General features: G+C 63.5%; 25 protein-coding genes and 1 pseudogene. 6 read left to right on the top strand and 20 right to left on the bottom strand.

What is annotated here, in order from left to right:
* Positions 1–4 precede the first annotated feature (4 nt).
* Entirely contained in the window at positions 5–988 is a 984-nt protein-coding gene (locus tag LK03_RS19820) for an IS5 family transposase (RefSeq protein WP_081951595.1), read from the top strand.
* A gap of 334 nt (positions 989–1,322) precedes the next feature.
* The gene (locus tag LK03_RS22255) at positions 1,323–1,745 is read left to right on the top strand and encodes a hypothetical protein (protein ID WP_156109552.1); all 423 of its coding nucleotides are present in this window, start codon (positions 1,323–1,325) and stop codon (positions 1,743–1,745) included.
* Positions 1,746–1,878: 133 nt separating this feature from the next.
* On the opposite strand, the pseudogene LK03_RS22625 reads toward LK03_RS22255, so the two are convergent.
* From LK03_RS22625 to LK03_RS19805, 3 genes and pseudogenes are all read right to left on the bottom strand, one after another.
* Positions 1,879–2,208 (bottom strand): annotated as a pseudogene (locus LK03_RS22625) (IS3 family transposase); the annotation flags it as partial.
* A 58-nt stretch (positions 2,209–2,266) separates the two neighbouring features.
* The gene (locus LK03_RS22620; protein ID WP_240478628.1) at positions 2,267–2,386 is read right to left on the bottom strand and encodes a transposase; all 120 of its coding nucleotides are present in this window, start codon (positions 2,384–2,386) and stop codon (positions 2,267–2,269) included.
* 76 nt (positions 2,387–2,462) lie between these two features.
* Entirely contained in the window at positions 2,463–2,894 is a 432-nt protein-coding gene (locus LK03_RS19805) for a helix-turn-helix domain-containing protein (protein WP_038414253.1), read from the bottom strand.
* A 79-nt stretch (positions 2,895–2,973) separates the two neighbouring features.
* Between LK03_RS19805 and LK03_RS19800 the strand changes: the two genes are divergently transcribed.
* Positions 2,974–3,459 (top strand): DUF2938 domain-containing protein, encoded by a 486-nt coding sequence (locus LK03_RS19800; protein WP_038414252.1) that lies wholly within the window; start codon positions 2,974–2,976, stop codon positions 3,457–3,459.
* 54 nt (positions 3,460–3,513) lie between these two features.
* On the opposite strand, the gene LK03_RS19795 is transcribed toward LK03_RS19800, so the two are convergent.
* A complete protein-coding gene (locus LK03_RS19795) occupies positions 3,514–5,667 on the bottom strand; it encodes a TonB-dependent siderophore receptor (protein ID WP_081951650.1) in 2,154 nt (717 codons plus the stop codon).
* Between the two features lie 314 nt (positions 5,668–5,981).
* On the opposite strand from LK03_RS19795, the gene dnaX reads away from it, so the two are divergent.
* The 3 genes from dnaX (at position 5,982) to recR (ending at position 9,062) form a co-directional block, all read left to right on the top strand.
* The gene (gene dnaX, locus LK03_RS19790; protein ID WP_038414251.1) at positions 5,982–7,982 is read left to right on the top strand and encodes a DNA polymerase III subunit gamma/tau; all 2,001 of its coding nucleotides are present in this window, start codon (positions 5,982–5,984) and stop codon (positions 7,980–7,982) included.
* 62 nt (positions 7,983–8,044) lie between these two features.
* Complete coding sequence (locus LK03_RS19785; RefSeq protein WP_028693793.1) at positions 8,045–8,371, top strand: YbaB/EbfC family nucleoid-associated protein; 327 nt, start codon at positions 8,045–8,047, stop codon at positions 8,369–8,371.
* A gap of 88 nt (positions 8,372–8,459) precedes the next feature.
* Positions 8,460–9,062, top strand: coding sequence for a recombination mediator RecR (recR, locus tag LK03_RS19780; RefSeq protein ID WP_038414250.1), 603 nt, complete (start codon positions 8,460–8,462; stop codon positions 9,060–9,062).
* A gap of 107 nt (positions 9,063–9,169) precedes the next feature.
* Here recR and LK03_RS19775 read toward each other — a convergent pair whose 3' ends face one another.
* From LK03_RS19775 to ccoN (LK03_RS19700), 16 genes are all read right to left on the bottom strand, one after another.
* The gene (locus LK03_RS19775; RefSeq protein WP_038414249.1) at positions 9,170–9,718 is read right to left on the bottom strand and encodes an adenine phosphoribosyltransferase; all 549 of its coding nucleotides are present in this window, start codon (positions 9,716–9,718) and stop codon (positions 9,170–9,172) included.
* Positions 9,719–9,770: 52 nt separating this feature from the next.
* The gene (gene fnrA, locus LK03_RS19770) at positions 9,771–10,505 is read right to left on the bottom strand and encodes a Crp/Fnr family transcriptional regulator FnrA (protein ID WP_028693790.1); all 735 of its coding nucleotides are present in this window, start codon (positions 10,503–10,505) and stop codon (positions 9,771–9,773) included.
* 186 nt (positions 10,506–10,691) lie between these two features.
* Positions 10,692–12,074 (bottom strand): oxygen-independent coproporphyrinogen III oxidase, encoded by a 1,383-nt coding sequence (gene hemN, locus LK03_RS19765; RefSeq protein WP_038414248.1) that lies wholly within the window; start codon positions 12,072–12,074, stop codon positions 10,692–10,694.
* 105 nt (positions 12,075–12,179) lie between these two features.
* Entirely contained in the window at positions 12,180–12,863 is a 684-nt protein-coding gene (locus LK03_RS19760; RefSeq protein WP_038414847.1) for a sulfite exporter TauE/SafE family protein, read from the bottom strand.
* Positions 12,856–13,068, bottom strand: coding sequence for a cbb3-type cytochrome oxidase assembly protein CcoS (gene ccoS, locus LK03_RS19755; protein WP_038414846.1), 213 nt, complete (start codon positions 13,066–13,068; stop codon positions 12,856–12,858). The genes LK03_RS19760 and ccoS overlap by 8 nt, the downstream gene beginning before the upstream one ends.
* 52 nt (positions 13,069–13,120) lie before the next feature.
* Positions 13,121–15,586 carry a heavy metal translocating P-type ATPase gene (locus LK03_RS19750; RefSeq protein WP_038414247.1) on the bottom strand — a complete coding sequence of 822 codons (2,466 nt, stop codon included), beginning with the start codon at positions 15,584–15,586 and terminating at the stop codon, positions 13,121–13,123.
* Positions 15,583–16,110, bottom strand: coding sequence for a FixH family protein (locus tag LK03_RS19745; RefSeq protein WP_038414246.1), 528 nt, complete (start codon positions 16,108–16,110; stop codon positions 15,583–15,585). Before LK03_RS19745 ends, LK03_RS19750 begins: the two co-directional genes overlap by 4 nt.
* Before the next feature lie 11 nt (positions 16,111–16,121).
* A complete protein-coding gene (gene ccoG, locus LK03_RS19740; protein ID WP_038414244.1) occupies positions 16,122–17,534 on the bottom strand; it encodes a cytochrome c oxidase accessory protein CcoG in 1,413 nt (470 codons plus the stop codon).
* A 299-nt stretch (positions 17,535–17,833) separates the two neighbouring features.
* Positions 17,834–18,817, bottom strand: a complete 984-nt coding sequence (ccoP, locus tag LK03_RS19735; protein ID WP_038414243.1) for a cytochrome-c oxidase, cbb3-type subunit III — start codon at positions 18,815–18,817, stop codon at positions 17,834–17,836.
* The gene (locus LK03_RS19730) at positions 18,814–19,002 is read right to left on the bottom strand and encodes a CcoQ/FixQ family Cbb3-type cytochrome c oxidase assembly chaperone (RefSeq protein ID WP_038414242.1); all 189 of its coding nucleotides are present in this window, start codon (positions 19,000–19,002) and stop codon (positions 18,814–18,816) included. The genes ccoP (LK03_RS19735) and LK03_RS19730 overlap by 4 nt, the downstream gene beginning before the upstream one ends.
* A 4-nt stretch (positions 19,003–19,006) precedes the next feature.
* Entirely contained in the window at positions 19,007–19,615 is a 609-nt protein-coding gene (gene ccoO / locus LK03_RS19725; protein ID WP_038414240.1) for a cytochrome-c oxidase, cbb3-type subunit II, read from the bottom strand.
* Positions 19,612–21,057: a cytochrome-c oxidase, cbb3-type subunit I gene (ccoN, locus tag LK03_RS19720; protein ID WP_038414238.1), complete on the bottom strand. Its 1,446-nt coding sequence runs from the start codon at positions 21,055–21,057 to the stop codon at positions 19,612–19,614. The genes ccoO (LK03_RS19725) and ccoN (LK03_RS19720) overlap by 4 nt, the downstream gene beginning before the upstream one ends.
* Positions 21,058–21,456: 399 nt before the next feature.
* Positions 21,457–22,395, bottom strand: a complete 939-nt coding sequence (gene ccoP / locus LK03_RS19715) for a cytochrome-c oxidase, cbb3-type subunit III (protein WP_038414237.1) — start codon at positions 22,393–22,395, stop codon at positions 21,457–21,459.
* Positions 22,392–22,583, bottom strand: coding sequence for a cbb3-type cytochrome oxidase subunit 3 (locus LK03_RS19710; RefSeq protein ID WP_028693778.1), 192 nt, complete (start codon positions 22,581–22,583; stop codon positions 22,392–22,394). Before LK03_RS19710 ends, ccoP (LK03_RS19715) begins: the two co-directional genes overlap by 4 nt.
* 5 nt (positions 22,584–22,588) lie before the next feature.
* On the bottom strand, positions 22,589–23,197 hold the full coding sequence (ccoO, locus tag LK03_RS19705) for a cytochrome-c oxidase, cbb3-type subunit II (RefSeq protein ID WP_038414236.1): 609 nt from the start codon (positions 23,195–23,197) through the stop codon (positions 22,589–22,591).
* 13 nt (positions 23,198–23,210) lie between these two features.
* Positions 23,211–24,635: a cytochrome-c oxidase, cbb3-type subunit I gene (ccoN, locus tag LK03_RS19700; protein ID WP_038414234.1), complete on the bottom strand. Its 1,425-nt coding sequence runs from the start codon at positions 24,633–24,635 to the stop codon at positions 23,211–23,213.
* Between the last annotated feature and the right edge of the window lie 16 nt (positions 24,636–24,651).

Below are 24,651 nucleotides of genomic sequence, written 5' to 3'. Positions count from 1 at the left end.
TCCCATGAGTCAGATGAGCTTTTCCGATTTCGAGTACGCCGGTAAGCGCAAGCAAACCCGTCGCGAGCGTTTCCTGGCTGAGATGGAGCAGGTGGTGCCGTGGAGCGGTTTGGTGGCGTTGATCGAGCCGCATTACCCGAAGGCTGGCGGTGGCCGCAAGCCGTATCCACTAGACACCATGCTGCGTATTCACCTGCTGCAGAACTGGTTCTCGTTGAGCGATCCAGCCATGGAAGAGGCGCTGTACGAGATCACTTCGATGCGCCAGTTTGCTCGTCTGACGCTCAGCGCTCCGATCCCCGAAGACACGACGATCATGAATTTCCGACACCTGCTGGAAAAGCATCAGTTGGCGGCGGGCATTCTGGAAACCATCAACAATTACCTGCGAGACAAAGGCTTGTCGTTGCGCCAGGGCACCATTGTCGACGCGACCATCATCCACGCACCCACTTCGACCAAGAACAAGGATGGCAAGCGCGATCCTGAAATGCATCAGACGAAGAAAGGTAATCAGTATTTCTTCGGCATGAAGGCGCATATCGGTGCCGATGCTGAGTCGGGCCTGGTGCACCACGTCCACGGTACAGCGGCGAATGTGGCCGATGTAACGGAGGTCGCTCACCTGTTGCATGGCGACGAAAATGTTATCTGTGCCGATGCGGGTTATACCGGCGTGGAGAAGCGACCGGAGCATGAAGGGCGGCCGGTGATCTGGCAGGTCGCAGCCCGCCGCAGTACCTACAAGCACTTGAGCAAACGCAGCGTGCTCTACAAAGCCAGACGCAAGATCGAGAAGCTCAAAGCGCAGACGCGAGCGAAAGTCGAACATCCATTTCGTGTGATCAAGCGTCAGTTCGGCTATGTGAAAACCCGCTTCCGTGGCTTGGCCAAGAACACGGCGCAACTGACCACGCTGTTTGCCCTGTCGAATCTGTGGATGGTGCGCCGGCAATTATTGCCGGCTACGGGAGAGATGCGCCCGTGAGGGCAGAAAACCAAGGCTATGCCTTGGTTTTCCAATAATCAGCGACTGAAAATCGGGCTTTTCGGCATCCCTCAACCGCTCACTTCCGGCTGATGAGCAACTTGTTCGGAGTTTCCTTAGAGACTGGGCGAATCTAGAGGTTGGGATAAGGCCAACGCCAGCCTACTACAATGAGTACCATGGGAACGAGTAATTGCCCACTCTCGCGGGCACATAGTCTTTCAGATGGTATTTGTGTGTTCAGTATCTGCTTCACTGGCCACACTAGAAACTGCTTGGCATTGGGATGTTGCAGTGATAGCTTTGTGCCTTTACTCAAGCAAGGAAGGGACTCATGCGCATACTTATTGCCGCTGCCACTACTGTCATGCTGGGTGGTTGTGCCGCACCGCCCACTTTAGGAGAGGCGACACCAGTTGCAAGCAATCGACTGCTGGCCTTCAAGGCAGAAGAGCACGGCAAAGACGCGAGCGTCACAGTGCTCAGAGAAAGCGCGATTCCTTCAGCCCAGTGCTTTTTTGCCGTATATGTGGATGGTGTGCTTGCTGCAAGGCTCGACAACAACGAAAAAGCCAGTTTCTACCTGAAGCCGGGCAGGCATTTGATTGGCGTTGGCTCAGACCCAAAAGGTGCTGGAAACTGCTCAGGAAATAGTGGGTACAGACGAGAGGTGGCTACTTGGGTGCAGATTGGTGAAAGCCAAACATTCCGCATTGCATTCCAACCAATGTTGGACATTCGCCCATCGTCTTACTGACCATTTCCTTGCGCGTGCAGGGGGTGGTAGTTCGCACCGTTCGATGGTGAGGATGAAGACAAGGTTTTTGTGGGTTCGTTCCTCTCTACCTCGCTTTCGAATGATCTAGGGCTATTGAATCACCCCTGGTTTCCTAAACACTCTTCAAACTCAGAAAATAGCGTTTCTCATACTCTACTGGAGACATCTGCATAGCATTGCTATGTCGACGTTTGGGGTGATAGAACATCTCGATGTAATCGAAAATATAACTTCGGGCTTCGTTATGCGTTGCGTAGATCTTTCGTCGGATTAGCTCCCGCTTCAAAAGCTGGAAAAAGCTCTCGGCTATAGTATTGTCGTGGCCGTTTCACCGTCGGCTCACGCTGCTGATCACATTGTTGGCCTTCAGGAAGCTTTGCCAATCTGAGCTACTGAACTGACTGCCTTGGTCTGAGTGAATCATCACTTGCTGCTGTGGCTTGCTGGTCATCGTCTTGCTGACGCTGCTCTTGGGTTTTGATATACAGCTGGATCCAGGCCTAGAGGCTGTGAACGGACATGACTAGGCGCTGGGCAACATCGGCGACAGACTTGCCTTTCTCGGTCACCTGCTTGACCGCTTCGATCTTGAATTCTTCAGGGTAACGCTGACGACTCATGGCACCTGCTGTTTGGGCATCATCATGAGGGTTCGAGGCGTCTACGAAACCAGGGGCGATTCTCCCCATTGCATCTTCATCCAGCCGGCAACCCCTTGCCCGGCTTGTACGTTTGCGTGCGCCTGTTCTTACGCTCACTCACCGCCGCAACCTTCATCAAACGCCGAAACGTCGAACACGCCAGATGATTCTCTTCGGGGCACTGGGCCGCGTGCCGTAGGCCCTTGCTCATGGCTTGCAGTTGGCGAATGCGGGCATCCAGGGCGTCGGCCTTGGTGGACAGCAGGGCGCGGTCGACTTGCTGTTCGGCGAGCATCGCGGCGATTTCGTCCAGCGAGAAACCAGCGGCCTGGCCTAGAGCGATCAATGCCAGGCGTTCGATGACGGTGGCCGGGAACTGGCGGCGTTGGCCGTGCGCAGACAGCGCAGTGATCAGGCCTTTGTTGGCGTAGTAGCGCAGGGTCGAGGCGGGTACGCCGCTGCGGCGGGCGACGTCGGCAATGTCCATGGGCAGTCCTTGACTTGAAGTTGACTTCAACTTGCATGCTGCGCGGCAGGTTGCTTGTGGTCAATTGTCGGAGACGCTTATGAATACCCTATCGCTCATGTTCGCCAGCCTGCCGATCGGTGTCGGCGCCACCTTGCTCATGGATGCCTGGACCTGGCTGCTCAAACGCCGGGGCGTGCGCACCCTCGATTACGCCATGGTCGGGCGCTGGGTCGGGCATGTGCGGCGGGGGGTGTGGCGGCATGCTTCGATTGCCACTGTGGCGCCGGTGGCATACGAGGGTTTGGTCGGATGGTCGATTCACTACCTGGCGGGTGTGGTGTTCGCGCTGGTGTTCGTGCTGCTGGCCGGGGAGGGCTGGCTGATGGCGCCTACACTGTGGCCAGCGCTGGCGTTCGGGGTTTGTACGGTGCTGCTGCCACTGTGTCTGATGCAGCCAGCGTTGGGGGCGGGGCTGTTTGCCCGCCGCACGGCCACGCCGCTGCGCAATTGCCTGCGCAGTGTGGCGACGCATTCGTTGTTTGGGGTGGGCTTGTTCCTGGCCGCGTGGGTATTACGCGGGTGAATGGCGCTGTGAACTGCGTGACAGTTCACAGCGCGCTGGCTCACGTGTCCAGCGTTACAGCGTCCACTTCAGGCTGAACATCAGGTTGCGCGGATCGCCATAGGTGCCCATGCCGGTGCCGGTGGGAATACCCTGCCAGTACTTCTCGTCGGTCACGTTGTTGAGGTTGACACGGCCATCCCAGTGCTCGTCGAAGCGGTAGCCGGCCATCAGGCCCAGCACGGCATAGCTGTCCTGCACGGCGTGGCCGGTGCCGACGCGGTTGTAGGTGTCGCTCTGGGCGAATACGTCAGCGCCGACGCGCCATTTGCTCAGGTCACCGGTGAGGTTGTAGGTGGTGGCAGCCTTGAACAGGTGTTTGGGCTGTTCCGGGGCGAAGCGCTTGTCCTCGAAGGTGTTGTCCTTGGTGTATTGACTCAGCAACAGGGTGTAGGAGGCCGAGAAGTTCCAGTTCGGCGTGAGTGCGCCGCTGATCTCGGTATCGATGCCGCGGCTACGCACTTCGCCTGCTGCGGCATAGCAAGTGACCTGCGGGTTGCAGCCTGACACGCTCGATGCCAGGGCATAGGGACGGTTCTGTTGGGTCATGTCGAACAAGGCGACCGAAGCGTTCAGCGCGCCGTTGAAGTACTCACCTTTCAGGCCGATTTCGTAGCTGTCGCCGGTCATCGGGTCGAGCACATTGCCGGCCGAGTCCTGGACGTCCTGGGGCTTGTAGATCTCGGTGTAGCTGGCGTAGGCCGAATAGGTGTCGTTGAGGTCGTAGATCACGCCCGCGTAGGGGGTGAATTCGCCGGTTGCCTTGTAGCCCGAACCAGAGGTTTCGTTCTTAAATTCGAACCAGTTCACCCGCCCGCCCAGAATCACGTGCAGAGGGTCGATGGGGTTGAGGCGAACCACTGCGTAAGCCGCTTCTTCGGTGGTCGTGGTCTTGTTCGCATAAGGACTGAGCGCCTCAGGCTTCTTCACACTGCCCGGATCGAAGTTGTAGATATCGATTGGCGTCAGGCCCGAGTAGCCGCCACGGATGTGGTAGTCCTCTTTGCGTCGGCTCACACCTGCCTGGAATTCGTGCTCACGGCCCAGGGCGTCGAAGGCGCCGCTGAGCGAGGCGTCGACGTTGAACAGGTCGTCGTCGGTGAGGTAGTGCCCGGACGCTGTGCCCAGATCGTCCACCGAAGTGTAGGCCCAGGTGCTGTTGGTCGAGCCGAGGTAGTTGGAGAACGTGTCGGAATCGTTCCACATCTTCTGCAGGGCCAGCTTGGTTTTCCAGCCGTTGGCGAAGGTGTGGGTGATGTCGCCGAACAGCGTGTAGTTGTCCTGGTCCCAGTAGGCCCATTTGCCTGCGAGGTAGGTCGAGCGCGACAGGCCGAGGTTTTCGCCATTGGGGCCGCTGGGCAGGCCGCCCCAGTCCGAGGTCTTGTCCTGACGCTGTTTCGAGGCGCCGAGGGTGACGGTGGTCGCGGCGTCGAGGTCGGCTTCCAGCACGCCGTAGAAGGTCTGGTTCTTGCTCTCGCGTACATCGACGAAGCTGTGGTTGTCGGCATAGGCGGCCACCACGCGGCCACGCACGGTTCCGCTTGCGTTGAGCCTGTTGGACGCATCGACTTCGGTGCGGTAGCGATCCCAGCTGCCGGCGCTGGTGGTCACGCTCACCTGCGGGGTGTCGGTGGGCCGCTTGCGTACCAGGTTCAGCGTTGCCGACGGATCACCCGCACCGGTGGTCAAACCGGTCGCGCCGCGCACCACTTCGATGCGGTCGTAGATGGCCAGATCCGGCGAGGCCATGGTGTCGAGGGCGAAGGTGCTCAGCGAGCTGGGCAGGCCATCGAACATGACGTTGTCGATGCGAAAGCCGCGGGCGAGAAACTCCTGACGGTCCGAGCCGAACTTGCGCAGGGTGACGCCGGGGGCTGACTTCACGACGTCGTTGAGGTCGTTGAGCCCCTGGTCTTCGATGCGTTGGCGGGTGATGACGCTGACCGACTGCGGGGTCTGGCGAACCGACAGCGGCAGGCCCGCCGAGGTGCTCATCGCGCCTGTGGTGTACGAGCGGCTGCCTTCGGTGGTCGTCTGGTTCTTCAGGCTGTCGGCGTCGGCGGTGATGTTGCTGGCACCGAGTTCGACCACCTGCGCAGCGTGGAGCAGAGCGCTGGCGCTGGCCAGCGAGACGAACAGCGCCAGACGGCACAGGGGAAAACGATTCATGCTGGAAAATCCTCAGGCACAGCCCAAGCGGACCTACGCCGTGAACAGGGCGGGGTCGAGGTTCGACAGGAAAGAACATCCGTTTCAGGGGGGAGGGCACTGGGCCGTCAGTGCAGGCAGAAGGCTATGAGTTTGTGAAAAAAATGTAAATAAAAAGTTTTCGCATTCTCAGTTGTGTTTAGTTTCGCGTGGTCGATGGCTGTCTGATCGGCCGCGCGGGCCAACCCGGTGCCGCGCGGCATTGTGCAAGGTGCAATTCTTCCCCCGCTCCGCTAGCATTAGCCCTCTTTGCTCGCTCAGGTTCGACGTTTTTCATGAGTTATCAGGTCCTTGCACGAAAATGGCGTCCGCGCTCGTTCCGCGAAATGGTCGGCCAGACCCACGTGCTCAAGGCCTTGATCAACGCGCTCGACAACCAGCGCCTGCACCACGCCTACCTGTTCACCGGCACCCGCGGCGTCGGCAAGACCACCATCGCGCGCATCATCGCCAAGTGCCTGAACTGTGAAACCGGCATCACCTCGACGCCCTGCGGCACCTGCTCGGTGTGCCGGGAAATCGATGAAGGCCGCTTCGTCGACCTGATCGAGATCGACGCCGCCAGCCGCACCAAGGTCGAGGACACCCGCGAGCTGCTCGATAACGTGCAGTACGCGCCAAGCCGTGGACGCTTCAAGGTCTACCTGATCGACGAAGTGCACATGCTCTCGAGCCATTCGTTCAACGCATTGCTCAAGACCCTCGAAGAGCCGCCGCCGTACGTCAAGTTCATCCTGGCCACCACCGACCCGCAAAAGCTGCCGGCCACGATCCTGTCGCGCTGCCTGCAGTTCTCGCTGAAGAACATGACCCCCGAGCGGGTGGTCGAGCACCTGCAGCACGTGCTCGGCGCCGAGAACGTGCCGTTCGAAGACGACGCCCTGTGGCTACTGGGCCGCGCCGCCGATGGCTCGATGCGCGACGCCATGAGCCTGACCGACCAGGCCATCGCCTTTGGCGAGGGCAAGGTGCTGGCGGCCGACGTGCGGGCGATGCTCGGCACGCTCGACCACGGCCAGGTGTACGGCGTGCTGCAGGCCTTGCTCGAAGGCGATGCGCGGGCTCTGCTCGAAGCGGTGCGTGAGCTGGCCGAGCAAGGCCCGGACTGGAGCGGTGTGCTGGCGGAAATGCTCAACGTGCTGCACCGCGTCGCCATTGCCCAAGCGCTGCCCGAAGCCGTCGACAATGGCCAGGGCGACCGCGAGCGGGTGCTGGCACTGGCCCAGGCCTTGCCGGCAGAAGATGTCCAGTTCTATTACCAGATGGGCCTGATCGGCCGGCGTGACCTGCCACTGGCGCCCGAGCCACGCGGTGGCTTCGAGATGGTCCTGCTGCGCATGCTGGCGTTTCGTCCAGCCGACCATGACGATGCGCCCAGGCCCGTGCTAAAGCCAGTGGGGATCAGCCAGGCCACAGCTGATTCCGCGCAGCCGGTGGCAGCCCCGGTCGAGCCTGCACAGCCTGCGCCGACTGCCGTGCAGGCGTCGGTGCAATCGCCTGAGCCCGACGATCTTTCGGAAAGCAGCGCCGAGCCTGAACATCAGGCCGCGCCGTCCATCGACGTGCCTTGGCAGGTGTCGTCGACGCCTGAGCCTGTGCCCATGGCTGAACCGCGTCCGACACCCGTCGCGGCGCTAGCGACGCCCGAAGCAGCGTCGCTGCAGATCGACGATGACCAGCCCCCCTTCGACCCCTCGGCCTACGCGTCGGCCGGCATGGATCGCGATGGCGATATTCCGCCCGATGAAGACTACGAGGCCGCCTCGGCCGAGCCTGTGGCCTTCAGCTACCTCGATGAGCTGGCCGAACACGTCCAGGAAGAAGCGCCCGCGGCGCCGGCTGAACCTCTGCCCGCTGCGCAACCGGCCACCGGCCTTGCATTGGAGTGGCTGGAATTATTCCCGACGCTGCCGGTCTCGGGTATGACGGGCAATATCGCCGCCAACTGCACGCTGATCTCCAACGACAACGATCATTGGCTGCTGCACCTCGATCCGGCCCAGGGCGCGCTGTTCAACATTACCCAGCAGCGCCGGCTCAACGAGGCGCTGAACCAGCATTTCGGCCGTACCTTGAGCCTTGCCATCGAACTGGTGCGGCCCGAGCAGGAGACCCCGGCCCAGGCTGCGGCGCGCAAACGCGCCGAGCGTCAGCGTGAGGCAGAGGTCGCGATCGAGCAGGATCCGTTGATCCAGCAGATGATGCAGCGGTTTGGCGCCACCGTGCGGCAAGATACTATTACCCCGGTAGACGCCCAGATCAGCCCGGGCACTTGAACGAATATCCAGACGCCCGGTTCGCACCGGGCGGCAGCACACAGCCAATCGAGGTAGTTCCTATGATGAAAGGTGGCATGGCGGGTCTGATGAAGCAGGCCCAGCAAATGCAGGAAAAAATGGCCAAGGCCCAGGAAGAGCTGGCCAAGGCAGAAGTCACCGGTCAGTCCGGCGCCGGCTTGGTCAGCGTGGTGATGACCGGCCGTCATGACGTCAAGCGCATCAGCCTGGACGACAGCCTGATGCAGGAAGACAAGGAAGTGCTCGAGGACCTCATCGCCGCCGCCGTCAACGACGCCGTGCGCAAGGTCGAGCAGAACAACCAGGAGAAAATGGGCAACATGACCGCCGGCATGCAACTGCCGCCGGGCTTCAAGATGCCGTTCTGATTTTCATTCGTTTGCCACGGGGGAGCAGTAGCCGCAAGGCTGCCGCTCCCTCGCGCGTTTCACCACTCGTCCAGCGCAGGTCCGCCCCATGAGCTTCAGCCCCCTGATTCGCCAACTGATCGACGCCCTGCGCATTCTGCCGGGCGTGGGTCAGAAAACCGCCCAGCGCATGGCCTTGCAGCTGCTCGAGCGTGACCGCAGCGGCGGTACGCGCCTGGCCCAGGCGCTCGGCCAGGCCATGGAGGGCGTGGGCCATTGCCGTCAATGCCGCACGCTGACCGAGCAGGAGCTGTGCCCACAATGCGCGGACCCGCGCCGTGACGATACGCAACTGTGTGTGGTGGAAGGGCCGATGGACATGTTCGCCGTCGACCAGACCGGCTACCGCGGACGCTTCTTCGTACTAAAGGGGCATCTTTCACCCCTCGATGGCCTGGGGCCTGAGGCGATCGGCATTCCGCAACTGATGGCGCGCATCGAAGAGCAGGGCACCTTCACCGAGGTGATCCTGGCCACCAACCCCACCGTCGAAGGCGAAGCGACTGCGCACTACATTGCCCAGCTGCTCGCCGAGAAAGGCCTGAGCGCCACGCGTATCGCCCATGGCGTGCCGCTGGGTGGTGAGCTGGAGCTGGTCGATGGCGGCACCCTGGCGCATGCCTTTGCCGGGCGCAAGCCGATCGTGTATTGAGAGAACAGCAGGGCGCTGGGTAAACCTATTCCCTACCGGTTTGGCGTAGGAGCGGGTTTACCCGCGAAGGCCGGCGAGGCCGGTCCGAGCCACTGCGCCAAGAATGCTCAGTATTCGGCCAGCGAAAACTCGGTCAGGCAGAAGGTCGGCACGCCGGTGTCTTGAAGGCGCTGCGAGCCTTGCAGTTCGGGCAGGTCGATGATCGCCGCGGCCTCGAACACTTGGGCGCCGGTGCGACGAATCAGCTGGGTGGCTGCCAGCAGCGTGCCGCCGGTGGCGATCAGGTCATCGAAGATCACCACCGAATCACCCTCGCACAGGCTGTCGGCGTGCACTTCGAGGAAGGCCTCGCCGTATTCGGTCTGATAGCCCTCGGACAAGACATCCGCCGGCAGCTTGCCCTGTTTGCGGAACAGGATCAGCGGCTTGTTGAGCTGGTGGGCGATGATCGAGCCGATCAGAAAGCCGCGTGCATCCATCGCCCCGATGTGGCTGAACGGCGCTTCGACATAGCGTTCGATGAACTGATCGGCTACGTAGCGCAGGCCTCGCGGCGACTGGAACAGCGGGGTGATGTCGCGAAAGATGACGCCCGGTTTGGGAAAGTCAGGGACCGGGCGAATCAGGGCTTTGAGGTCGAAGGTGTCGCTGTGCATGTGGCGGGTATCCTGGAAAAACTGCGGCCAGTATACCCAAATCACCCGGCGATCAGGCGTCCATCGAGCCGCCGGCCAGGGCGCACAGCTGGATCGGGTCGAGGATATGCACCTCTTTGCCCTCGGCCTTGAGCAGGCCGTTCTGCTGGAAGCGGGTGAACACCCGCGACACGGTTTCCACTGCCAGGCCCAGGTAATTGCCGATCTCGTTGCGCGACATGCTCAGGCGGAACTGATTGGCCGAATAGCCGCGGGCGCGGAAGCGTGCCGACAGATTGACCAGGAAGGTGGCGATGCGCTCATCGGCGGTCTTTTTCGACAGCAGCAGCATCATCTGCTGGTCGTCGCGGATTTCCCGGCTCATGACCCGCATCAACTGGCGGCGCAATTGCGGCAATTGCACCGACAGTTCGTCGAGACGCTCGAAGGGGATTTCACACACCGAGGTGGTTTCCTGGGCCTGGGCTGACACCGGGTAGGCTTCGGTGTCCATGCCCGACAGGCCGACCAGCTCGCTGGGCAGGTGGAAGCCGGTGATCTGTTCCTCGCCGCTGTCGCTCAGGCTGAAGGTTTTCAGCGCGCCTGAGCGCACGGCATACACCGAGCCGAAATTATCCCCCTGGCGGAACAGGAACTCGCCTTTCTTCAGGGGACGACCGCGCTTGACGATTTCATCCAGTGCGTCCATGTCTTCCAGGTTCAGGGACAGGGGCAGGCACAGGGGGGCCAGACTGCAATCCTTGCAGTGGGCCTGGTTGTGGGGGCGCAGTTTTACTGGCTCGGACATTTTCTTTCGATCCTTGTGGAAAGCACACATAAGCCGTAAGGGTACCTCACGGTGTGGGCAGTAGCCAGCGTGCGCTGTTGTGGTGCGCCGCGACTGCAGGGGCACGCAGTGCAGTGCCGTGGGTGGAAACGCTTCTTCCATTGAATCCAGAACAGGCTGTCCATGCCTGATAGGTTTCGGTGCGGGTCATATCACCCGCGAGAAGCGCTGTTGCGAATGCTGAGCCAGGTAGGCGTCGAACACCATGCACACCGAGCGCACCAGCAGGCGTCCGGCCGGCAGGACTTCGATACGCTGCGCATCGACGCTGATCAGGCCGTCGCGCTGCAAGGTTTGCAAGGCCGGCCATTCAGCGACGAAGTAGCCGCGAAAATCGATGCCGAAGGCGCTTTCGATCTGCTCGAAGTCCAGCTCGAAATGGCAGATCAGCTGTTGGATCACCGCCCGGCGAATACGGTCGTCACGGTTGCAGACCAGGCCTCGTTGGGTCGCCAGTTGTGCGCTCGACAGGCTTTGCTGGTAGATCGCCAGGTCGCTGCTGTTCTGGCTGTAGAGGTCGCCGATCTGGCTGATGGCCGAGACGCCCAGGCCGATCAGGTCGCAGTGTCCGTGGGTGGTGTAGCCCTGGAAATTGCGCTGCAAGGTGCCTTCTTCCTGGGCAATGGCCAGCTCATCGTCGGGCAGGGCGAAGTGGTCCATGCCGATGTAGCGGTAGCCGGCGGCGGTCAGTTGCTCGATGGTGGTGTGCAGCATTTCCAGCTTGGCTGCCGGTGCCGGCAGTTCGCTGCTGTCGATGCGCCGCTGGGGCATGAAGCGCTCGGGCAGGTGCGCGTAGTTGAACACCGACAGGCGATCCGGTTGCAGCTGGATGACTTCTTCGACGGTGCGGGCAAAGCCCTCTGGGGTCTGCTTGGGCAGGCCATAGATCAGGTCGAGGTTGACCGAGCGGAACTGCAAGGTGCGCGCCGCTTCGATCAGGGTGCGGGTCTGCTCCAGGCTTTGCAGGCGATTGACTGCCCGTTGCACGGCAGGGTCGAGGTCCTGCACGCCGAGGCTGACGCGGTTGAATCCCAGCTCACGCAGCAGGCCCATGGTCGACCAGTCGGCCTCGCGCGGGTCGATTTCGATGCCGTAGTCGCCAGAGTCGTCGTCCAGCAGGGTGAAGTGCTGGCGCAGCGTGGCCATCAGCTGGCGCAATTCGACGTGGCTGAGGAAGGTCGGTGTGCCGCCACCGAAATGCAGTTGCTCGACGGTCTGGCGGCTGTCGAGGTGGCAGGCGATGAGCTGGATTTCCTGCTCCAGGCGTTGCAGGTACGGCTGGGCGCGGGCACGGTCCTTGGTGATGATCTTGTTGCAGGCGCAGTAGTAGCAGATGTTCGCGCAGAACGGCACGTGCACGTACAGCGACAGCGGGCGCACCGCCCGGCGGCTTTCGCGCAGGGCGTGTAGCAGGTCGAACGAGCCCACTTCGCTGTGCAGTTGCAAGGCGGTGGGGTAGGAGGTGTAGCGCGGGCCGCTGAGATCGTAGCGGCGGATCAGATCGGTATCCCAACGCAGATCGTCGAGCATGTGGGTAGTCCCTGGATAGAGCAGCGTGGGACCGAGTCTAGGGCGCAGGGGTGGCGGGGGTGTTGATTTGCATCAACGGCAAACGGCGCGTAGCACGCCAGCCGCTCAGTGGCCCATCAGCCAATGCTGATGGGGCCCGGGTAAAGTCCACAGGCCGAAGAGCACCACCAGCACACCGCCGGCCCGGCGCACCGAGCCCCTGTGCAACAGCGCCGCGACACGCTCGGCGGCAAGTCCGGTGCACAGCAGCAGTGGCCAGGTGCCGACGCCAAAGGCCAGCATCAGCAACGCGCTGTGGGTGGCATTGCCCTGGCTGGCTGCCCACAGCAGGGTGCTGTACACCAGGCCGCAGGGCAGCCAGCCCCACAGCGCGCCGAGCAACAGCGCCCGCGGTACGCTGCGCACTGGCAGCAGGCGCGTGGCCAGCGGCTGCAGGTGGCGCCAGAGGCCGCGGCCCAGCGCCTCGACACGGGTCAGCCCACTCCACCAGCCGGCCAGGTACAGGCCCATGGCAATCAGCAGCAACGCAGCCAGCACGCGCAGGGCCAGTGCCAGCGGGCTGCTGGCCACCGCCCAGCCGGCCAGGCCCAGCAGCAGGCCGGCACAGGCGTAGCTGAGCACCCGGCCGAGGTTGTAGGCCAGCAGCAGGCGCACCCGGCGCGCGCGCTGCTCGGGCGGGATGGCCAGGGTCAGCGCCCCCATTAGCCCGCCGCACATGCCCAGGCAATGGCCGCTGCCGAGCAGGCCAAGCACCAGTGCCGATCCCAGCAGGGGCAGCAGTTCACTCACGGCGCTGCGCATCCTGGTGAGCATCGGTGTGCTGTTGGGAATGAATCGCGGCCTGGTGCGCCGGGTCCTGGTCGTCGAAAAGAATGCTGTGCGCCGGGCTGTCGAGGTCGTCGTACTGGCCGCTGTCGACTGCCCAGAAAAAGATGTAGATCGCCACACCGACCAGCAGCACGGCAGCGGGGATCATGATGTACAGGGCAGGCATGGTCGGCAGGCTCGCAAGTAAAAGGGTGAAGCGGTCGCCCGCCACGGCGGGCTCATGGGGCCACCGCCAGTGGCATCGGGGTCGCGGACGGCACAGCAGGCTCGGGCGCCGAGCGGCTCAGACGCAAGGCATTGAGCACCACGATCAGTGAACTCAGCGACATGCCGATGGCGGCCCACACCGGGGTAATCCAGCCCAGCGCCGCGAAGGGTAGCATCAAGCCGTTGTAGAGGGTGGCCCAGAGCAGGTTCTGCACGATGTTGCGCCGCGTGCGGCGGGCCAGTTCGATGGCTTGGACCAGAGCGTCGAGACGGTTCGACAACAGCACCGCATCGGCGTTGGTCTTGGCAAGATCCGTGGCGCTGCCCATGGCGATGCTGATGTCCGCTGCGGCCAGCACTGGCACGTCGTTGACGCCGTCGCCGAGCATCAGCACCTTGTGCCCGGCGTTTTGCAGGGCCTTGAGTCGGGCCAGCTTGTCGTCGGGGCGCAGGCCGCCGATGGCCTGGTCGATGCCCAGTTGCGCGGCCACTTCGGCGACCATTGGCGAGCTGTCACCGGACAGCAGCACGGTGCGCCAGCCACGGGCCTTGCAGGCGGCGAGCAGGGCTGGGGCGTCGTCACGCAGACGGTCATCCAGCGCGAACCACGCCAGCGGACCGTACTGATCGCCCAGCAGCAGCCACTGCCCGCGGGTACTGGGCGCCGGGGGCACGTCGGCGCCGCTCAGGGCGCAGACGAACGCCGCCTGGCCGATGCGCAGGCGCCGCCCCTCGAGCTCGCCTTGCAGGCCCAGCCCTGGAGTGCTCTGCACCGCCTCGGCGGCCTGCGCGGCGTGGCCGAAGGCCCGCGCGATCGGGTGCTCGGAGCGGGTTTCCAGCGCCGCGGCCAAGGCCAGGCACTGATCGCTGTCGAGGGTGGCCAGCGGATGAATGCTGCGCAGGGTCAGGCGACCTTCGGTGAGGGTGCCGGTCTTGTCCAGCACCACCGTGTCGATCTGGTTCAGCCCCTCCAGCACATGCCCGCGGGTCACCAGCAAACCGAGTCGATGCAAGGTGCCGGTTGCTGCGGTCAGCGCGGTCGGGGTGGCCAGCGACAGTGCGCACGGGCAGGTCGCCACCAGCATGGCCAGGACGATCCAGAATGCGCGGCTCGCATCCAGTTGCCACCACAGCGCCCCGATCACCAGCGCGCCGATCAGCGAACACAGCAGAAACAGCCGCGCAGCGCGGTCGGCCAAGCGCGCCAGGCGTGGCTTTTCCGCCTGGGCGCGTTCCAGCAGGCGCACGATGGCCGACAGTCGGGTGGCCTGGCCGAGTGCCTCGACCTCGACGACCAGGCTGCTTTCCACATTCAACGTGCCGCCGGTGACCTGCTCGCCCTGGCGGCGCGGCAGCGGCAGGTATTCGCCGGTGAGCAGCGATTCGTCGACGCTCGAGCAACCCTCGACGATGCGTCCATCGGCCGGAATCACTGCCCCTGGCAGCACCTGCAGGCGTTCGCCGACCTGCACTTCGCTGAGCAACACCCGCTGCGCCTCGCCGTCGGCGGTCAGGCGCAGGCACGAGGCGGGCAGTACGTTGACCAGCTGCGCGGTGGCTGCCGCAGTACGCTGCCGCGCGCGACGTTCCAGGTAGCGGCCGGTGAGCAGAAACAGCGCGAACATGCCCACTGTGTCGAAATACAGCTCGCCGCTGCCGGTGATGGCGGTCCAGATGCCAGCGGCGAAGGCCAGGCCGATGGCCAGCGACACCGACACGTCCATGGTCAGCTGGCCGGTGCGCAGGTCTCGGGCGGCGCCCTTGAAGAACGGCGCGCAGCTGTAGAAAACGATGGGCGTTGTCAGAAACAGCGCCACCCAGCGCAGGATGGTGTGCAGCTCGGGAGAAAGGTCGGCATTGAATTCTGGCCAAGTGGCCATGGTCGCCATCATCGCCTGGAACCACAGCAGCCCCGCGACACCCAGGCGGCGCAACGCGCTGCGGTTTTCCGCGGCCAGGCGTTCGCTGGCCTGGTCGGGTTGGTAGGGATGGGCGGCGTAGCCGATGCGCCGCAGCTCGCCGAGCACCTGCGACAGCGGCAGTTCGGCATCGGCCCAGCTGATCCGCAAGCGATGGCTGGACAAGTTAAGCTGCGCCTCGGCCACCCCCGGTAACTGGCGCAGGCGCTTCTCGATCAGCCAGCCGCAAGCCGCGCAACTGACGCCCTCGACCATCAGCGTGGCCTCGGCCAGCTCGCCGCTGTGGCTGACGAAGCCGCGTTGCACGTCGTCGCGGTCGAACAGGCCCAGCTCATCCTGCACCTGTTGCGCCAGCGCCTGGGGGTTGGCGCTGCTCTGGCTGCGGTGCTGGTAGTAGTGTTCAAGTCCGCCGGCGACGATCGACTCGGCCACCGCCTGGCAGCCGGGGCAGCAGAACAGCCGTGGCTCGCCCAGCACGGCGGCGCTGAAGCGCGCTCCGGCAGGCACTGGCAAGGCGCAGTGATAGCAGGCTGCAGGCGCGCCGGCAGGTTCGGTCATGGGCGTTGCTCGGCGCCCTGCAAGGCTTCGTCGCCCAGCTCCAGGGTCACGCCGTGGGCGACGTCTTCTTCCTCGAACAGGCGCCAGACCTTGCCGTCCTGCTGCCCCAGCAGTTCAACGAAGCGACGGCCCGCGACCTGATCGTCCAACTGCCCGACATAACGCCCCGGTGCAACCCGGTTGAGCTGCACCTTGCGGTCGCGCTCAGGTTGGGTCGGCGAGATCAGGTTCATCTCCAGGCTCTGCGGGTCGCTGTCGCCGTCCAGGCGCAGCGCCACTTCGCCGGTCAGTTCGTCGAGGTCGAAACGCGCCTTGAGGTTCAGCGACTGGGCCAGCAGCTCGCGGTCCAGCGAGCGATTGATGCCCTTGCCGGCTTCGTAGTAGTTGTCAGTGACCAGGTTATCCGGGTTGCGCACGGCGATGCTGACCATGGTCAGGCTCAGGCACACCGAGCAGGTGAGGATCCCGATCAGGATCCACGGCCAGAGATGCTTGTACCAGGGACTGGCGGCTGTAGCGGGCATAGCGGGTTCCCTTAACGAATGGCTGGGCCGATGAAGCGGCTCTGGGCGTGGATCTGCATGTCGCTGTCGTCGGCGCTCTTGAGGGTGAAGGTAATCTCGTTGGTGGTCGAGGGCAGCGCCTCGGGGGCCACCGACAGCTGCACCGGCAGGCTGACGATGTCGCCGGCAGCGACGGCGATTTCCTGCCGGCCTTCAAGGCGCAGATCAGGCAGGCCGCTGGCCTCGAGCACATAGACGTGATCGTGCTGATCCTTGTTCATGACCTTGAGGCTGTAGACGTTCTCGATCCGCCCTTGGACGTTCTCGCGGTACAGCACGCGGTCCTTGCTGACGTCCAGGCCCACCAATGGGCGCAGGGCGAAGGCGGTGGCCAGGGCGCCGATCATCACCAGCAGCACCGCGGCGTAGCCGATCAGGCGCGGGCGCAGCATCTGCGTGCGCTGGCCGGAGAGGTTGTGTTCGGTGGTGTAGCTGACCAGCCCCTTGGGGTAATTCATCTTTTCCATCACGTTGTCACAGGCATCGATGCACGCGGCGCAACCGATGCAGTCGATCTGCAGGCCATCGCGGATGTCGATGCCGGTGGGGCAGACCTGCACGCACAGGGTGCAGTCGATGCATTCGCCCAGGCCCTGGGCCTGATAGTCGCTGCCTTTCTTGCGCGGGCCGCGGGCTTCACCGCGGCGCGGGTCGTAGGAAACGATCAGCGTGTCCTTGTCGAACATCACGCTCTGGAAGCGCGAGTACGGGCACATGTGCACGCACACCTGTTCGCGCAGCCAGCCGGCGTTGCCGTAGGTGGCCAGGGTAAAGAAGCCGACCCAGAAGTAGGCCCAGCCATCGGCCTGACCGGTGAACAGTTCGAACACCAGGTCACGGATGGGCGAGAAGTAACCGACGAAGGTCAGGCCGGTGACGAAGCCGATCAGCAGCCACAGGCTGTGCTTGGCAGACTTGCGCAGCAGCTTGTTGGCGCTCATCGGTGCCTTGTCGAGCTTGATGCGCTGGTTGCGGTCGCCCTCGGTGACCTTCTCGCACCACATGAAGATCCACGTCCATACGCTCTGCGGGCAGGTGTAGCCACACCATACTCGGCCGGCGTACACAGTGATGAAGAACAGGCCGAAGGCGGCGACGATGAGGATGCCTGACAGGAGGATGAAATCCTGCGGCCAGATGGTGGTGCCGAAGATGTAGAACTTGCGCTCGGGCAGGTTCCACCACACCGCCTGGTGACCGCCCCAGTTCAGCCACACGGTGCCGAAGTAAAGCAAGAACAGGCCTGCACCGGCGACCATGCGCAGGCGGCGGAACAGGCCAGTGAAGGCGCGGGTGTAGATTTTTTCCCGTGAAGCGTAGAGGTCGACCGTGACCGTCCCCTTGGCAGGTGGGGTGACGTCCTGTACTGGAATCTGCTTGCTCATCATCGTGTCCCACGGCGGTGGAATGGGTGCCGCGGCCGGTACCTGCCAGCCGCGGTCGAAATCGCGTGCGTGGAGTTCGAGGTCAAAGACCGGTGCGCTGCCGGCGACTTTTCGTACAACTCCTGGGGCGCCATGATACTCCCGCGATGACGGTGGATGACGGCGCTGCGACCTTTAGTCGCATTGGGATTAGCCTTTTATCGTGATATGGCGGATGTCAATTGACCCAGGTCAGGAAGCTGCCAGATCAGCCGGATCAGCTACCGGCGGCAACAGCGGCGCAGGTCTGAACACGCGCCTCATTGCCCTTGCTCGCTGGCCTCCGGGGTCGGGTGCGACAGGCTGTAGACGTAGGCCGCCAGCAGGTGCACGCGGTCGTCGCCCTGCAATTGCGCCTGGGCCGGCATCTCACCTTTGCGCCCGTAACGGATGGTCTGCTGCAACTGGGCGAAGCTCGAACCGTAGATGAATGCCTCGGGCCGGGTCAGGTCGGGAGCGCCCATCATCGGCGTGCCTTTGCCCTGTGCGCCGTGGCAGGCCACGCAGGTAGTGGCGAACAACGTACGGCCGTTGTCGACATTGGCCTTGCTGTCGCCTGGCAGGGGGCGGCCGGCCAGTTCCTTGAGCACGAACGCCGAGACATCGGTCACGCCTTGCTCGCCGAGCACCTGCGCCCAACCGGGCATCACCCCCATACGGCCGTTCATGATGCTGGCCTTGATGGTGTCCGGCTCACCACCCCAGCGCCAGACGTCGTCGGTGAGGTTGGGAAAGCCATAGGCGCCCTTGGCATCCGAGCCGTGACACACCGCACAGTTGGAGGCGAACAGGCGGCCGCCCATCTTCAGCGCCTTGGGGTCCTTGGCCACCTCGGCCACTGGCATCGACGCGTACTTGGCGAACAGCGGGCCGTAACGCGCCTCGGCACGGGCCATTTCCTTTTCCCATTCGTGTACGCCGGTCCAGCCTTGCCCGCCGGTGGCGAATTCGGTCCTGGCCGCGTTATCCAGGTAGCTGTAGCCAGGCAGCAGGCCGCGCCATGTGCCCAGCCCCGGGTACAGCACCAGATAGCCGACGGCGAACAGCAAGGTGGCGATGAACAGCCAGAACCACCATTTTGGCAGTGGGTTGTCGTATTCCTCGATGCCGTCGAAGGCGTGCCCGACGGTCTCTTCGGTGGTATCGCCGCGCTGGCCCTTGCGCGTCGACAGCAGCAGCCAGGTCAGGGCGATGAGTGTGCCGAGGGTCAGCACGGTGATGTACAGGCTCCAGGCGGTGCTCATGACTGGTCACTCCTCGAACTGTCCTGCGCCTTGCGCTCGCGGGCCTGGTCGTCGTCAGCGAAGGGCAGGCGGGTGGCCTCGTCGAAGTCGTTCTTGCGCTTGGGGCTGAACACCCACAGGGCCAGGCCGATGAAGGCCACCAGCACCACCACGGTGCCCAGGCCACGAATCATTCCGATATCCATAGCGTCACCGTTTGCTCTTGATCAGCGTGCCCAGGCCTTGCAGATAGGCCACCAGGGCGTCCATTTCGGTCTTGCCCTTGACTGCCGAGGCCGCGCCGGCAATGTCGGCGTCGCTGTAGGGCACGCCGAGGGTGCGCAGCACCTGGAGTTTCTTCGCCGTGTCGCGGCCATCCAGGGTGTTCTCCACCAGCCACGGGTAGGCCGGCATCTTCGATTCCGGCACCACGTTGCGCGGGTTGTACAGGTGCGCGCGGTGCCAGTCGTCCGAGTAGCGCCCGCCGACCCGGGCAAGGTCGGGCCCGGTGCGTTTCGAGCCCCAGAGGAAGGGGTGATCCCACACGCTTTCGCCGGCCACCGAATAGTGGCCGTAGCGCTCGGTCTCGGCGCGGAACGGGCGGATCATCTGCGAGTGACAGCCGACGCAGCCTTCGCGGATGTAGATATCGCGGCCTTCGACTTCCAGCGCGGTGCGCGGCTTCATGCCTTCGACCGGCAGGTTGGTGACGTCCTGAAAGAACAGCGGGACGATCTGCGTCAGCCCGCCGATGCTCACGGCGATGACCATGAACAAGGCCAGCAGGCCGACGTTCTTCTCCAGCACTTCATGTTTCATCGCTGCGCCCCCACGGTGACGATGCGCGCGGCATCAGCGGCCTGCGCCGGGTTGGCGGCGCGCACGGTGCGCCAGGTGTTCCAGGCCATCAGCAGCATGCCCGAGGCGAAGATCGCCCCGCCCAGGGCGCGGACGATGTAGCCCGCGTGGCTGGCCTGCAAGGATTCGACGAACGAATAGGTGAGCGTGCCGTCGTCGTTGACCGCCCGCCACATCAGGCCCTGGGTGATGCCGTTGACCCACATCGAGGCGATGTACAGCACGGTGCCGATGGTCGCCAGCCAGAAGTGCGCGTTGATCAGGCCAACGCTGTTCATCTGCTCGCGGCCATACAGGCGCGGCAGCATGTGATAGACCGAGCCGATGGAAATCATCGCCACCCAGCCCAGGGCACCGGCGTGCACGTGGCCGATGGTCCAGTCGGTGTAGTGGGACAGCGCGTTGACGGTCTTGATCGCCATCATCGGGCCTTCGAAGGTCGACATGCCGTAGAACGCCAGCGACACCACCAGAAAGCGCAGGATCGGGTCGGTGCGCAGCTTATGCCAGGCGCCTGAGAGGGTCATCATGCCGTTGATCATGCCGCCCCAACTGGGCGCCAGGAGGATGATCGACATGACCATGCCCAGCGATTGTGCCCAGTCGGGCAGGGCGGTGTAGTGCAGGTGGTGGGGGCCTGCCCAGATGTACAGGGTGATCAGCGCCCAGAAATGCACGATCGACAGCCGATAGGAATAGATCGGCCGCTCGGCCTGCTTGGGCACGAAGTAGTACATCATGCCGAGAAAACCGGTGGTGAGGAAAAAGCCCACCGCATTGTGCCCGTACCACCACTGGATCATCGCATCGGTGGCGCCGGCATAGGCTGAATACGATTTGAACCAGCTCACTGGCAAGGACGCGTGATTGACGATGTGCAGCATCGCCGTGACCAGGATGAACGCCCCGTAGAACCAGTTGCCGACATAGATGTGCCGGGTCTTGCGCTTGACCAGCGTGCCGAAGAACACCAGCGCGTAGCTGACCCAGACGATGGCCAGCAGCACGGCGATGGGCAGCTCCAGTTCGGCGTATTCCTTGCTGGTGGTGTAGCCCAGAGGCAGGGTAATGAGCGCGCCGAGAATCACCGCCTGCCAGCCCCAGAAGGTGAACGCGGCCAGGCCGTCGGACACCAGGCGGGTCTGGCAGGTGCGCTGCACCACGTAGTAGCTGGTGCCGAACAGTGCACAGCCGCCGAAGGCGAAGATCACCAGGTTGGTGTGCAGCGGGCGCAGCCGCCCGAAGCTCAGCCAGGGCAGGTCGAAGTTGAGCTGGGGCCAGACCAGCTGCGAGGCGATGAAGACGCCCAGGCCCATGCCCAGGATGCCCCAGACCACCGTCATGATGGCGAACTGGCGCACGACCCGGTAGTTGTAGGCGGTCGTTGCAGGTGCAGTGCTCATGGCAAGGTTCCACGGTATTGATGTTCTTGTTGGTCGAAAATCGGCGCCAGTATCAGAAACCCATCGGCTTCTGGCAACGCACGCTGGCGCCGACCCGTGTCCCGCCCCCGGTCCGGCACGGATGCACCGGTATGGGGTGCTGGTGAGTGTACACAAACAAATAATTGTTATGTGTACCGTTTCTCTGTTTTTTCTGATCGAACGGTCAGCGTTTTTTTTTGCTGGCGCCGCGAATCGGCAGGCGTGCGAAAGCGCTAGGCGAACGAGGCCAAAGTCGCAGAGGGGCAGAAAGCAGAGAGGGGGGTGGTGCGGGGATGCCAGAAACGGAGCGTCCATGGCTTGAAGCACTGCGCGGGTGAACCGGTGCTCCGGTTCACCCGCGAACAACGTGCAGCAGACTCAGCGGGCGCTGGTCGCTTCGTCCTGTTCAGGTTGCGACAGGCTGTACACATAGGCGGCCAGCAGGTGCACCTTGTCGTTGCCTAGGATGTCGTGCTGGGCCGGCATCACGCCCGTACGGCCGTAACGGATGGTCTGCTGCAACTGGGCGAAGCTGGAGCCATAGATGAATGCCTGAGGTTGGGTCAGGTCCGGTGCGCCCACCAATGCCATACCTTTGCCCTCGGGGCCGTGGCAGGCCACACAGGTACTGGCGAAGATCTCCTTGCCCTTGGCGACATCGACCTTGGCGGTGTCCGGCAGGTTGCGGCCAGCCAGATGGCTCAGCACGAAGGCCGAGACATCCGCCACGCCCTGCTCGCCGATGGTCTCGGCCCAAGGCGGCATGACCCCGGTACGCCCGTTCATGATCGAGGTCTTGATGGTGTCCGGCTCGCCGCCCCAGCGCCAGCTGTGGTCGGTGAGGTTGGGGAAACCGTACGAGCCCTTGGCATCCGAGCCGTGGCACACCGAGCAGTTGGAGGCGAACAGGCGAGCGCCCATCTTCAACGCCTGCGGGTCCTTGGCCACCTCTTCAACCGGCATCGCCGCGTACTTGGCGAACAGCGGCCCGAACCTGGCGTCGGCCTGGTCCATTTCCTTTTGCCATTCGTTGACGCCGGTCCAGCCGTCCTTGTAACCCGGCAACAGGCCTTTGAAGTTGCCCAGGCCAGGGTAGAGGATCAGATAACCCACCGCGAACACCAAGGTGCCGACGAACAGCCAGAACCACCACTTGGGCAGCGGGTTGTCGTACTCCTCGATGCCGTCGAAGCTGTGGCCCATGGTCTGATCGGTGGTGTCGCTCTGGCCCTTGCGGGTCGAGAGCAGCAGCCAGGTCAGGCCGATCAGGCTGCCCAAGGTCAGTACGCTGATGTACGTACTCCAGAAAGTGGTCATTGCCCGTTACTCCTCATGGCAGGCTCCTGCACCTCAGGGGGCAGGTTGTCGTCGCCGAAGGGCAGCAGGCGCGCCTCGGCGAAATCACGGTCGCGGCGACGGTTGAACACCCACAGGGTGAGGCCGATGAACGCGATCATCACCACCAGGGTGCCGAGGCCGCGGATCATGCCGATGTCCAGTTCCATCGCGATTACCTCTTGTTCTTGATCGCAGTGCCGAGCACTTGCAGGTAGTCCACCAGGGCGTCCATTTCGCTCTTGCCCTTGACCGCGTCGCGGGCGCCGGCGATGTCGGCATCGGTATAGGGCACACCGAGGCTGCGCATCACTTCGAGCTTCTTCGCCGTGTCGCGGCCATCGAGGGTGTTCTCCACCAGCCACGGGTAGGCCGGCATCTTCGATTCCGGCACCACGTTGCGCGGGTTGTACAAGTGCGCGCGGTGCCAGTCATTCGAGTAGCGCTTGCCGACCCGGGCCAGGTCCGGCCCGGTGCGCTTGGAGCCCCACAGGAAGGGGTGGTCCCAGACGCTCTCACCGGCTACCGAGTAGTGGCCGTAGCGTTCGGTCTCGGCGCGGAACGGACGGATCATCTGCGAGTGGCAGCCGACGCAGCCTTCGCGGATGTAGATGTCGCGGCCTTCGAGTTGCAGCGCGGTGTAAGGCTTCATGCCCTCGACCGGGGTGTTGGTGACGTCCTGGAAGAACAGCGGGACGATCTGCGTCAGGCCGCCGACGCTGACGGCGAGGACCATCAGCAGGGCCAGCAGGCCGACGTTCTTTTCAATGGCTTCGTGTTTCATCAGGCGGTTCTCCTCAGGCCAGCTGGGCGTTGGCGGTGGCGGCTGCACTGGCCGGGGCGCGCACGGTGCGCCAGGTGTTCCAGGCCATCAGCAGCATGCCGGTGAGGAAGATCGCACCACCGATGAAGCGCACGATGAAGCCGGGGTGGCTGGCGACCAGGGTTTCCACGAACGAGTAGGTCAGCGTGCCGTCGCTGTTGACCGCGCGCCACATCAGGCCCTGGGCGATGCCGTTGACCCACATCGAGGCGATGTACAGCACGGTGCCGATGGTCGCCAGCCAGAAGTGCGCGTTGATCAGGCCGATGCTGTACATGCGCTCTTTGCCGAACACTTTGGGGAGGGTGTGGTACATGGCGCCGATGGAGATCATCGCCACCCAGCCCAGCGCACCGGCATGGACGTGGCCGATGGTCCAGTCGGTGTAGTGGGACAGCGCGTTGACGGTCTTGATCGCCATCATCGGGCCTTCGAAGGTCGACATGCCGTAGAAGGCCAGCGACACGACGAGGAAGCGCAAAATCGGGTCGCTGCGCAGTTTGTGCCAGGCCCCGGAGAGGGTCATCATGCCGTTGATCATGCCGCCCCAGCTCGGCGCCAGCAGCACCAGCGACATCACCATGCCCAGCGATTGCGCCCAGTCGGGCAGGGCGGTGTAGTGCAGGTGGTGAGGACCTGCCCAGATGTACAGGGTGATCAGTGCCCAGAAGTGCACGATCGACAGGCGATACGAATACACCGGCCGCTCGGCCTGCTTGGGCACGTAGTAGTACATCATCCCCAGGAAGCCTGCGGTGAGGAAGAAGCCCACGGCGTTGTGACCGTACCACCACTGCACCATGGCGTCGGTGGCACCGGCGTACACCGAGTACGACTTGGTCAGGCTCACCGGCACTTCCAGGTTGTTGACGATGTGCAGAATCGCCACGGTCAGGATGAAGGCGCCGAAGAACCAGTTGCCCACGTAGATGTGCTTGGTGGTGCGCTTCATCAGGGTGCCGAAGAAGACGATGGCGTAGGCCACCCAGACGATGGTGATGAGGATGTCGATCGGCCATTCCAGCTCGGCGTATTCCTTGGAACTGGTGTAGCCAAGCGGCAGCGAGATCGCCGCCAGAAGAATCACCAGCTGCCAGCCCCAGAAGGTGAACGCGGCCAGTTTCGGCGCGAACAGGGTGGTCTGGCAGGTGCGTTGCACCGAGTAGTAGGAGGTGGCGAATAGCGCGCAACCGCCGAAGGCGAAGATCACGGCGTTGGTGTGCAGCGGTCGCAGGCGGCCGAAGCTGGTCCACGGCAGGTCGAAGTTCAGGGCAGGCCAGACGAGCTGGGCGGCGATGAAGACGCCGAGCCCCATCCCGACGATGCCCCACACCACCGTCATGATGGAGAATTGGCGGACCACCTTGTAGTTGTAGGCGGCTCTGAGGGTTGTGTTCATGTATGGGTTCCCATCC

Source organism: Pseudomonas cremoricolorata (assembly GCF_000759535.1).
Classification (GTDB): Bacteria; Pseudomonadota; Gammaproteobacteria; order Pseudomonadales; family Pseudomonadaceae; genus Aquipseudomonas; species Aquipseudomonas cremoricolorata_A.
This window is presented reverse-complemented; position numbering and strand designations above follow the sequence as displayed.